Here is a 12071-nt window from a genome sequence, read left to right as displayed (position 1 = left end):
TACCATGAAAGATAAGAATAATTTCTATTTTATACGTACCACGGTATGCCCCTATAGAATGGTCTATGGTATGATTAAGATACATTATTAGTTAATATAAGGAGACATTCATGAAACAAGCTATCTTAGTTGTTGCCTTTGGATCCACTGTGGACAGTGCTCGTGAACATAATATCGATTCCGTAGTAGAACATATTTGTAAATCGTATCCGGATTATACTGTAGAATTAGCTTTTTCCTCTCGTATCATCGTTAAGCGCTTACGTGAGCGTGGTATTGAGATTCCTACTGAACAAGGGGCGTTAGAAAAACTAATTCGAGAAGGTTATACACATGTATATGTGCAGCCACTTCATTTCACCGGTGGTGAAGAGTTCGATAAATTGAAAAATAATATCCTTGCTCATGAAGGTGAAGGTCAACTCGAAGTATTGCGTGTAGGTAGACCTCTCGTATACTATATGGGACAAGAAGAGCACCCAGATGATTACCAAATCTTGATTGACCGTTTCATTAAATCTCTTAATATTTCCAAAGATGATGGTTTGTTATTGGTCGGTCATGGAGGTCTTGGTTCTGGCAATTCTTCATATGGTAATTTACAGTTTAAGCTAATCCGTAATGGACTTACGAATGTGCGTATTGCTGTACTTGAAAACGCACCATATGTGTCAGATGTAGCAATGCCTTGGGAATGGCTTGATGGTAAACGTCCAAAAACAATTTATGTACATCCTTTATTATTGGTACTCGGGGATCATGCACAAAATGATTTATTTGGTGACGAAGAGGATAGTGTTGTTAATGAACTTTCTGGAGCAGGATATGCGGTTAAACCAATTCATAGTGCTCTAGGTGAATATGAAGCGATTCATGATATTTTCCGTCAACATGTGCAAGATTGTATTGATGATTTGTATGGCAAACGTAGCCCACATCGTCCTGCAATTCCAAATATTAAATAGTATCTTTGTATATATTGTATAAATTGGTTATAATAAAAGATATTGCAATTATAAATAGAAGTGTGACTATAAGAATAGGAGATACCCATGAAAGGTAAATTATATGGTATTGGCGTAGGCCCTGGCGATTCTGAATTAATGACTGTGAAAGCTGCTCGCATCGTAGGTGAAGCAGATATTATCATCACACCTAAAACAGAAAAAAAAGATGGTTCCGTAGCCCTTGATATCGCATCCCCATATATCCAAGAACATACAGAAATCGTTCCCGTAGTATTCCCAATGGTGTTGGATGATTCTACGCAAGAGGAAGGCTGGCAAGAGGCTAAACGCGTTATCTTGTCTTACTTAGATGAAGGTAAAAGTGTTGTATTTTTAACACTAGGTGATCCTATGTTCTACAGCACATATATGTATGTATACCGTTTGATTGAAAATACAGGTCATGAAATTGAAACAATTCCTGGCGTTACTGCATTCTGTGCAATCGGATCTCACCTTGGCTACCCAATCGTAGAGAAGGAAGAAGTATTGGCCATCGTTCCAGCTACAGCGCCTAAAGAAAAAATCGATGCTGTATTGGCTGTTGCAGATGATGCAGTTATCATGAAGGTATATAAAAACTTTGATGAAGTACAAGAAACCTTGATTAAACATAATATGGCAGATGATGCGGTTATGATTAGCCGTGTAGGTTTGCCTGATGAGCAAGTATTCGTAGGTTTAGATAATATACCAAAAGATACTAAACTCAACTACTTATCAACAATTCTTGCAAAACGCAAGGATCGTTAACAAACACGTCGTATTACGAGGTAATATCTATGAACACAGTACAGATTCCACGTGTTGTCATTGCTGGTACCAACTCTGGTGTTGGTAAAACAACTATCGTAGCGGGCTTATTGGCCGCTTATGCAAATGGTGGATGTACGGTGCAATCTTTTAAAGTGGGCCCGGATTATATTGATCCGGGCTTTCATAAAATTGCATCCGGCCGTGACAGCTATAATTTAGATACGTGGCTTGTGCCACCTCACAAGTTAACTCCTTTCTTTGCTACTATGGCGCACGATGTAGACCTTGCCATTATTGAAGGTGTTATGGGCCTTTACGATGGTGGTCGAGAAGGCGTTAGTTCTACGGCTCAAATTGCTAAACAGTTAAATGCACCGGTGGTGCTTGTTATTGATTGTAAGGCTATGGGTGAAAGTGCGGCTGCTATCGCTAAAGGTTTCCGTGACTATGACCCAGAGGTAAACTTTGGCGGTGTCATCTTAAACCGCTTAGGCTCTGCTAATCATGAGCGTATGGTTCGTGAAGGGATGGATAAAATCGGCGTACCTGTTATTGGTGCCATTTATCGTGATGATCGTATGCATTCGCCAGAGCGTCATTTAGGACTTACACCAGTTACTGAAATCGATCCAACAGAGGCAATTAATACGATTCGAGAAGCTGTTGAGAAGATGGTAAATCTCGATGCATTATTGGAAATTGCTACTGGTGCACCAACTATCGAACTACCAGATGCTATAGATGTTAAATCCATTGAAAAACGTGTGAAAATCGGTGTAGCTTATGATGAGGCATTCTCTTTTTATTATCCAGCTAGTCTTGCTGCGTTAGAGGAAAAAGGGGCTGAGCTTGTTTACTTTAGTCCGCTTAATGACTCGGTAATTCCTGATGTAGACGGACTTGTATTCGGTGGTGGCTTCCCAGAAATGTTTTTATTCCAGTTATCTAGTAATGAGTCTATGAAGGAATCTATCCGCCAAGCTAATGCACAAGGTATGCCTATTTATGCCGAATGTGGTGGCCTTATGTATCTTTGTGAAAGTATTCATGACTTTGAAGGCTCTGTATATAAAACTGTAGGTATTGTACCTGCCAATTGTGTGATGCAACAAAAGCTTCAAAAGGTGGGCTATGTTACAGCAACTGCAAAGAGAGATACTTTATTAGGCGCTATGAATACAGCTATTCGTGGTCATGAGTTTCATTTCTCTACAATGGAGCCAACTATAGATGACTTCCCATGGGCTTTTCATTTAGAAGGAGGCCGTAAACCTCAATCGTATGACGGCGGCTATGCAACAAAAAATGTATTAGCTTCTTACTTACATTTGAACTTTGCTGGCTCTGATGAAGGGGCACAACACTTTGTTGATACATGTGCTACTTATAAAGCTCAAAAGTAATTGATGTATTTAATCGGTTTATATCATTAAGTATTATCGCAATTACATTTATAAGTATTATCGTAAATACATTCATAAGTATTGTTGCGATTACATAGCTAAGTACTAGTGAGATGTTATTGATTGGGAATAGTTAGTTCTAAGGGGCAGGTTCGTATTAAAGGAGCTATTATGAATGAACGAGGTTTAATTCTAGTTAATACAGGGAATGGTAAAGGTAAAACAACAGCAGCATTAGGCGTTGTTTTGCGTGCTGTTGGACAAGGTTTTAAGGTTCTTATATTACAATTTATTAAGAGCGGTAATGGCTATGGTGAATTAGCAGGTCTCGCTAAACTAGGAGATCAAGTTGAAATTCGCTCTATGGGAAAAGGTTTTATTTACTATAAACGTGATGAAGTAGGAGAAGCTGAGCTTGCTCGCCACAAAGAAGCAGCACAAGCCGCTTGGCGTACATTAGTAGAGGAAGTAAACTCCGACAAATGGGATCTAATTGTTATGGATGAAATAAATAATGCCATTAATTATGAGCTTATCGATGTGCATTCTGTAGTGGAAATGCTTAACAATAAGCCAAAAAGACTTCATGTTGTTTTGACAGGCCGTTATGCTAAACCTGAAATCATTGATATGGCGGATACTGTAACAGAAATGAAGGTAGTAAAGCATGCTTATGAAAAGGGCATAAAAGCTGCTAAAGGAATAGAATTTTGATTTAATTCAAAAAAATCGAAAAAAATCGAAAAAGAACTTGCTAAAACTATATCGAAAATGTATAATATAGTCATAAGCACAGAGGTGCTCAATATTCTTGACATTAAGTATGTATATAAGACTAACCAGGAGGTTAACTATGGCTGTACATGATTACATTAAATCTGGCGATTTCGCTACTGAAAAACACGTTCCTGTTATCGAAACAGTTGACACTGTAAAAGCAGGTGAAACATTCCACGTTACTTTATCCGTAGGTAAAGACATTGCACATCCAAACACTGTAGAACATCACATTGATTGGATTAAATTGTACTTCGTAGCTGAAGGCACTCAATTGCCATTCGAAGTTGGCGCTATCGAGTTCAACGTTCATGGTGACGGTGCAACTGCAAACGAAGGTCCTGTAGCAGCAGTTTCTGAAGGTACTTTAGCAGTAGCTTTGAAAAAATCCGGTAAATTGATCGCTGTTTCCTACTGCAATATCCATGGCTTGTGGGAATCCGAAAAAGATATCGTAGTTGCTTAATTAACTAAAACAACTAATAAAGACCAGCCCGAGGGCTGGTCTTTTTGTATATCTATGTGTTTACATAGCTTAATAATGAGGTAAAGTTAAACTTTCAATAGTAGATATTTAATGGCATTATGGCTAATACGTGTTAGGATTATTTAATGCATATTCATCATATTATAGACATATTATTTGATTTTTAATGTCCATATAAAAAGGAGTTTTGTATCACTCCAGTGGATTAATTGCTGTACATCCCTTTACAGTGCTATTTGTTTGTGGTAAAGTATATGCATATTGATATTTAGTAAACATAGTTAAATGAGGGATTATTGTGGCCTTAATCGTTAAAAAATTTGGTGGTAGTTCCGTAGCTACACCAGAAAAAATATTTAATATTGTTGATCGCGTTCTTCGTGAGAAGCAAGCTGACGATAAAATCGTTCTTGTTGTATCCGCTATGGGTGATACAACTGATGACTTGGTGGCCTTAGCTAAACAAGTTACATCCAAGCCGTATGGTCGTGAAATGGACCGCTTGTTGTCTACCGGTGAACAAGTAACAATTGCATTGATGGCAATGGCTTTTAACGAACGTGGTCAGGAATCTGTATCCTTAACAGGTGATCAAGCAGGTATCACAAGTAGTGATACGTTTAATAAAGGTCGCATTTTGGGCGTTGATCCTAATCGTGTGTTTGAAGCTTTGGATGAAGGTAAAATTGTGGTAGTTGCTGGTTTCCAAGGTATAACTGAATATGGTGATATGGTGACATTAGGCCGTGGTGGCTCTGATACAACAGCTGTTGCATTGGCAGGTGCTATGAAAGCGGATGTATGTGAGATTTTTACGGACGTAGACGGCGTATATTCTACAGATCCTCGCGTGGCGAAGGAAGCTTTCAAATTAGAAGAAGTAACGTATGGCGAAATGCTTGAGATGGCACGCCTTGGTGCAGGTGTAATGCAGCCGCGTGCCGTAGAAATGGGTTTCCGTTATGGTGTACCTATTCATGTACGTTCTACATTTAGTGATAAACCAGGTACTATTATTCGGGAGGATTATACTGTGGAAGCAAATAAACACGTAATTACTGGCGTAGCTGATGATACAAATACAGCAAAAGTAGCTCTTGTAGGCGTTGAAAATAAACCAGGTGTTGCAGCGACTGTATTCAAAGCATTAGCTGCTAGAAACGTTGACGTAGATATGATTGTTCAATCTATCCGTTCCGTAGGAGAACCAAAAACTGATCTTATCTTTACAGTAGCTATGGATGATGTGGTATTAGCTCGAGAAGTATTAGAAGAATTACAAAAAGCAGTAGATATTGAAGCTGTTAATATTGACGAAAAAATGGCGAAAGTTTCCATTATTGGTGCAGGCATGTTAGGACAACCTGGTGTAGCTGCGCAAATGTTTGATATCTTGAGCCAAGAAGGTATCAATATTGAAATCATTTCTACTTCTGAAATTAGTATTTCTTGTCTTGTTGCTGAAGATCGCGTAAAAGATGCTGTTCGTGTAATTCATAATGGCTTATTGTTAGATCAACGAGGTTAATCACTGCATGGATAGTCTACGTAGTTTTATGGATGAAATGCTCAATGACCAAGGTCGTAAGGAAGGTTTCATTAGCGATCTACTAGGAAATCTAAAAAATCAGCCTATTCCAACATTGGAACAAGCTCAAACTGGTTATACAACAATGAGTAATTTACATGGTATCTTCTATGATTACGATAAGTCTGAGGTTACTATTACTTACAAGGTTGTACCAGATATGTATCAACCATATACATTGAGTTTTATACAATTCGAAGCCGTGTTAGAAGGCTTATTAACCTTGCGTCGTAATCAAAAGTGGCAGATGCAACATAATAAATAATATGAACCCCATGGGTATACTTGCCTATGGGGTTTTGTAATTCGATAATTATTCTTAACATCTATATATAGAGTCATCGATATGATATAATAAATTATTCAGAGAGAAATCATTATATTAGTATAGAAAGAAGGGACAGCATGGAAATAAATAAAGTTTATTCTGGCTTTCGCCTTGACCGCATTGAGCGCATTGATGAGATCAATGGTACCGCTTATGAAATGAAACATGAAAAGTCTGGTGCTCGTTTAATTTATATTGATTCACCAGATTCTAATAAAGTATTCAATATCGCTTTTAGAACAACACCACATAATAGTACTGGTGTGGCACATATTATGGAACATTCCGTTTTATGTGGTTCTCGTAAGTTTCCTTTAAAAGAGCCATTTGTTGAGCTTGTTAAAGGATCTTTAAACACGTTCTTAAACGCTATGACTTACCCTGATAAAACAATGTATCCTGTAGCCAGTAAGAATGATAAAGACTTCCACAACTTGATGGACGTATATCTTGATGCTGTATTGTATCCACGCGTTCGTGAAGATGCGGAAATCGTAATGCAAGAAGGTTGGCATTATGAATTAGATAGTGCGGACGATGAACTTACCTATAAAGGTGTTGTATTTAATGAGATGAAGGGGGTTTATTCCTCTCCGGATTCCGTTCTAGAACGCCAAATGATGCGTGAACTTTTCCCAGATACCACTTATGGTGTTGATTCTGGTGGAGATCCTGACCATATTACAGACTTAACTTATGAAGAGTTCCAAGAGTTCTATCGAGTTCATTATCATCCGTCCAATAGTTATATCTTCCTTTATGGTGATATGAATATTGAAGAGCAATTGGCATTCTTGAATGATGAGTACTTAAGTCATTTTGATGCTATTGAGGTTAATACAGAGGTTGGTATACAAACTCCATTTACAAAAGGTAAGGTGGTAAGCTATCCATATAGCGTAGGTTCTGAAGAGCCAACAGACAACCGAACTTTACATTCCTTTGCCTATGTTTTACCTGATGTAACGCCTGAGCATAGCTTGGCTTTTGAGGTATTAACACATGCATTGTTGACATCTCCTGCGGCTCCTCTTAAACAGGCTTTGGTGAAAGCAGGTATTGGCTCTGATGTGAGTGGCTATTATCTTGATAGTATTCGTCAACCTTTGTGGACCGTGCAAGCAACTGGTTCCAATCTCGATAAACAAGCTGAGTTGCAACGCATTGTGGAGTCTACATTGCAAGAACTTTGTGATAATGGTTTAGATAAAGAATTATTAGAAGCTTCCTTGAATAGCATTGAGTTTGCTCTTCGTGAAAGTGACTTTGGAGGTCGGCCAATTGGTTTAGCGTATGTTATCCGTATGATGGATAACTGGCTATATGACAATGATCCACTCGAGTTATTACACTACGAAGAAGCATTAGTGAATATTCGTAAGGGCTTATCCGGTACGTACTTTGAAGATTTAATTCGTCAATCTATCTTAAATAACAATCATAAAGTGCTTGTTTCTATTTATCCTGAACGGGGTCTTCAAGAGCGCAAGGATGCAGAGGTTAAAGAACATTTAGCTTCTGTAAAAGCTAAGATGTCTCCAGAAGAAATCGAAGCAATTGTAGAGCAAACAAAACGACTTAAACTTCGTCAAGAGGCTCCAGATAGCGACGAAGCGTTAGCATCGATACCATTGCTTGAATTATCAGATTTAAATCCTAATATTGAAGAGGTAGAACGTCGTGAAAGTAAAATTGGCAACACTACAGTACATTTTGTGCCTACTTTCACAAAAGGCATCAACTATGTAGGGCTTTACTTTAATTTAAGCTGTCTTACAGAAGATGAATTGTTCTACGCCGATATTTTAAGTGATATTATTGGTCGTATTGACACATCTGAACGTGGCTATGAAGCATTGGCGAAAGATATCAATATGAATCTTGGTGGTTTAAGCTCAGATATTACGGCTATTAGCAAAGATGGTAAGCGTGATGAATTTACGCCTCTCATGATTGTTCGAGCTAAAGCTTTGCATTCTAAATTACCTGACTTATGCCGTTTGATTAACGAAGTAGTACAAAAAGCAGATTATAGTGACGATAGACGCTTGACTGAACTTGTTCAAGAAAGCAAAGCTATTTGGGATAATGAAGCATTCCGTCGTGGTAATTCCATCGTAAGTCAACGTGTTATGGCTCAAGTGTCTGCAGTTGGTAAATTTAGAGATAATGGTAACTTTGGTTACTATCAAAAGATTAGCGAGTTGGCTTCTAATCCTGCGGCATTACCATTATTGCCAGAAAAATTAGCTGATGTAGCTCGTAAGATTTTCCGTGCTAACAATGTGGATATCATGTTCGTTGGTGAAGAAGGCGAATTAGAAGCCTTTGAACATCTTATGAAACCATTGATTGAAACCTGGGATACTACTGAGTTAAGTAATGATAAATTAAAGATTACACGTTTGTCTGGTAATGATGGTATCGTTACAGCTGGTAAGGTTCAATACGTAGCTCAAGGTGGTAACTTTGTAGACCATGGGTATAAACACGTAGGCCCAATGAGTGTATTAGAGACGATTTTACGCTATGAATATCTTTGGATTCGCATTCGTGTACAAGGTGGTGCTTACGGTGCCTTTGCAAACTTCTATGATGATGGGAATATGATTTTCTGTAGCTATCGAGATCCAAACTTGGTAGAAACATTAAATGTATATAAAGAATTACCTCAATATCTTCGTGAGTTTACGTTGACTAATCGTGAGATGCGTAAATATATTATCGGTACTATGAGCTCCTTGGACTTGCCTATGACTCCTGCGTTGCGTGGCCCACGTGCGATGGGGATGTATTTTAGCGGTGCTAAACTAGAGGATAAGGTAGAGTTTCGTAAACAAGTTATCGCTTGTAAGCCAGAGGATATCGTTGCTTTAGCAGATGTGGTTGAACCCGTATTGAAGGATAATCATATTTGTACAATGGGGAACGAACAAAAAATTAAAGACGCTGGTAAGGTATTCGATAACATCATTTCTCTAGGATAATTGTCTTATATCATGTATGGTGGCATATTCTGTGTAATTCTACGGGATATGCCACTTGTTTTGTACTGTAGGAGGGTCCATTATGAAAGGCCGATTTGCTCCAAGCCCCACAGGATATATCCATCTTGGCAATGTGTGGATAGCCCTCTTATCCTATGTTTCTACGAGGCAACAAAAAGGGCAGTATGTTGTGCGAATGGAGGATATAGACATCCAACGTTCTAAACGGGATTTAGGGGAAGCTCTATTAGATGATTTAGAGTGGCTAGGCTTTGAATGGGATGAAGGACCTCGTGTTGGTGGTCCAGAATCAACATATTGGCAAAGTGAACGGCAAACATATTATGGAGAAATATTAGAACATCTTGCATCAGAAAAACTAATTTATCCTTGCTTTTGTAATCGTACAAGGCTCCAGTCTATTGCTTCGGCACCCCATGTCGGCGATGTAATTCATCGTTACGATGGCCATTGCCGTCATCTAGAGGATAAATTGATAAAAGAATTTATGATGTCTAAGGAGCCATCTTTGCGTTTAGCCGTTAATTCTTGTGATTTAGATTTCGTGGATCGTTGGCAAGGCTTTCAACATATTCATTTAGAAGGTGAATTAGATGATTATGTATTGCGTCGTGGTGATGGTATGTATGCCTATAATTTAGCTGTCGTACTGGATGATATTGTTATGGGGATAACGGAGGTCATTCGTGGAGATGATTTACTAGAGACTACGGGGCAGCAAATATATTTATATAAAACATTACAAACCAGTTTCAATTCTAAAAATATACAAATACCTTCTTATGGGCATGCTCCATTATTAATTGATTCTGAAGGACATAGATTGTCTAAGCGACAAAAGAGTATTACTATTCGAGAATTGCGTGAAAATCAGTGGTCTCCTAATAGAATTTTAGGTGAGCTGGCTATTGTAGGGGGCTTAGTTGAAGCTCATACATTAAGTCGTAGAGAAATCAGTTTATCTGAATTAATTGAGATTGATTTAAATTTACCTAGTCTTAGTCAGAAAACGATTGAGATACAAATCAAAGAATAACGTAAGAAAATAGTATTGCTTTATGTTATAGAATGTTTGCTAAAAGAGAATAATTCTTTAACTATATAATTCGATATAATATATTGACAATGTTCGATATTCATTTATAATAGTATATAAGAGGTGGTCGAAATGACAATTCAACAAGCTTTAGATCAAAAAGTATGGGCCGTTATTGGAGCTACCCATAAAACCGAAAAGTTCGGTTATAAGATTTATAAATGTCTTAAAGATCACGGATATGAAGTATATCCAGTCAATCCTAATATTGCAGAAATAGATGGAGACACTTGTTACTCTAGTCTTTCTGCACTTCCCGTTGTGCCTGCTGTGGTAGATTTTGTTGTACCAGAAGCAGTAGGGTTAGCTGCACTTGATGAATGCAAAGAACTTGGCATTTCTGTTGTGTGGTTGCAACCGGGGGCGGATAAACCATCTGTTGTTGAAAAAGCACATGCTTTAGATCTGCATGTCATTCAAGATTGTGTATTAGTTCAATTACCGTAGGAGGGTACAATGAGCGAATTAAAAGATTTAAAAACTGCTGAATATCAAGATTTAGTAAACCAAGGTGGTGTTACTGTTGTTGACTTCTGGGCTCCATGGTGCGGTTATTGCGTACGTATGATGCCAATCATTGAAGAAATTGCAGGTGAGCTTGAAGGTAAAGCTAACTTTGTAAAAGTAAACGCTGATGAAGAACCAGAATTAGCACGTAACTTACAAGTTGAAGTATTGCCTACATTCGTTATCTTAAAAGATGGTGAAGTAGTAGACCGTAAAATTGGTTTCTTGCCTAAAGGCGATCTTCAAGCGGCTATCGAATCTAAATTCTAATATTATAGATCAAAACTATATAAATAGAGGCAAAACCTCATCAATGTATTGTTGTACATTGATGAGGTTTTTTTGTGCTTTTTTAATATAGACCTAAATATATTTAACGTTTATGAATTACTAAACATAATACATTGAGTTGCTAAACATAATACATCTAAAAGTGGGGTTTATGTCCATTTAAGGCGTGGTATTTCATCATTGTGGTAGAGAGTGGTTTAAATTGATTAGTTTTAAATATTTAATCGAACATATGTATTGTAGAAAAGTGGAGAAAAATAGAGATTAAACAAGAAAAATATAAAAAAGTGGGATAAAAATGGATTTTTTGTTGTAGAAGGTGGGGAATTGTGGTAGAATTTACCATATAGTGGTGGATAAGAAATAGAGAAAGGCGGTGATACGTATGTTCATGGGTGAATATAATCACACCATTGATACAAAAGGGCGGATGATTATACCTGCGAAAATACGTGAACAACTAGGCGATTTGTGCATCGTTACAAAAGGCCTAGATAACTGCTTGGCTATTTACACCGAAGAGGCATGGAAGAAAATTTCCACTGCTTTACAATCACAATCTTCCACTAAAGCTAGCGTGCGTGCCTTAAAACGTTTTGTTTTTGGTAGTGCTGCTGAGCTTGAATATGATAAACAAGGTCGTGTCCTCATTCCTGTACCACTACGTGAATATGCAAGCCTCGATAAACAGGCTGTTATTGTAGGTGCTGGAGACCACGTTGAAATTTGGAGCCGTGAAAAATACGATTTCTATGATGAGCAAGTGGCTGAAAGCATGGAAGAATTAGTTGAAGGGCTTGAAGGGATTATGTTATAGGAGGCT

At 37.8% G+C, this 12071-nt stretch carries 12 protein-coding genes; all 12 read left to right on the top strand.

Features of this window, described 5'->3' with window-relative positions; translation table 11 throughout:
- Window positions 1-110 precede the first annotated feature (110 nt).
- Window positions 111-965, top strand: a complete 855-nt coding sequence (locus E7K77_RS02630; RefSeq protein ID WP_316105297.1) for a sirohydrochlorin cobaltochelatase — start codon at window positions 111-113, stop codon at window positions 963-965.
- A gap of 87 nt (window positions 966-1052) precedes the next feature.
- Window positions 1053-1760, top strand: coding sequence for a precorrin-2 C(20)-methyltransferase (cobI, locus tag E7K77_RS02625; RefSeq protein ID WP_004696248.1), 708 nt, complete (start codon window positions 1053-1055; stop codon window positions 1758-1760).
- A 29-nt stretch (window positions 1761-1789) separates the two neighbouring features.
- The gene (locus E7K77_RS02620) at window positions 1790-3166 is read left to right on the top strand and encodes a cobyrinate a,c-diamide synthase (RefSeq protein ID WP_325306035.1); all 1377 of its coding nucleotides are present in this window, start codon (window positions 1790-1792) and stop codon (window positions 3164-3166) included.
- Between the two features lie 171 nt (window positions 3167-3337).
- Window positions 3338-3880 (top strand): cob(I)yrinic acid a,c-diamide adenosyltransferase, encoded by a 543-nt coding sequence (cobO, locus tag E7K77_RS02615; RefSeq protein ID WP_118091316.1) that lies wholly within the window; start codon window positions 3338-3340, stop codon window positions 3878-3880.
- 139 nt (window positions 3881-4019) lie between these two features.
- Window positions 4020-4409: a class II SORL domain-containing protein gene (locus E7K77_RS02610; RefSeq protein ID WP_004696242.1), complete on the top strand. Its 390-nt coding sequence runs from the start codon at window positions 4020-4022 to the stop codon at window positions 4407-4409.
- A 319-nt stretch (window positions 4410-4728) separates the two neighbouring features.
- A complete protein-coding gene (locus E7K77_RS02605) occupies window positions 4729-5958 on the top strand; it encodes an aspartate kinase (RefSeq protein ID WP_004696945.1) in 1230 nt (409 codons plus the stop codon).
- Window positions 5959-5965: 7 nt separating this feature from the next.
- Window positions 5966-6283, top strand: coding sequence for a hypothetical protein (locus tag E7K77_RS02600; RefSeq protein WP_004696238.1), 318 nt, complete (start codon window positions 5966-5968; stop codon window positions 6281-6283).
- A gap of 140 nt (window positions 6284-6423) precedes the next feature.
- On the top strand, window positions 6424-9333 hold the full coding sequence (locus E7K77_RS02595) for an insulinase family protein (RefSeq protein WP_155086153.1): 2910 nt from the start codon (window positions 6424-6426) through the stop codon (window positions 9331-9333).
- A gap of 82 nt (window positions 9334-9415) precedes the next feature.
- Entirely contained in the window at window positions 9416-10390 is a 975-nt protein-coding gene (gluQRS, locus tag E7K77_RS02590; RefSeq protein WP_024061914.1) for a tRNA glutamyl-Q(34) synthetase GluQRS, read from the top strand.
- Window positions 10391-10522: 132 nt separating this feature from the next.
- Complete coding sequence (locus E7K77_RS02585) at window positions 10523-10897, top strand: CoA-binding protein (protein ID WP_325306034.1); 375 nt, start codon at window positions 10523-10525, stop codon at window positions 10895-10897.
- Window positions 10898-10906: 9 nt separating this feature from the next.
- On the top strand, window positions 10907-11227 hold the full coding sequence (trxA, locus tag E7K77_RS02580) for a thioredoxin (RefSeq protein ID WP_004696229.1): 321 nt from the start codon (window positions 10907-10909) through the stop codon (window positions 11225-11227).
- Window positions 11228-11633: 406 nt separating this feature from the next.
- Window positions 11634-12065, top strand: coding sequence for a division/cell wall cluster transcriptional repressor MraZ (gene mraZ / locus E7K77_RS02575; RefSeq protein ID WP_004696227.1), 432 nt, complete (start codon window positions 11634-11636; stop codon window positions 12063-12065).
- Window positions 12066-12071: the final 6 nt, after the last annotated feature.

It is taken from the genome of Veillonella parvula (assembly GCF_032577575.1).
Lineage (GTDB): Bacteria > Bacillota > Negativicutes > Veillonellales > Veillonellaceae > Veillonella.
Note: the sequence above shows the minus strand (reverse complement) of the source record. Positions and strands in the feature narration are given on the sequence as shown.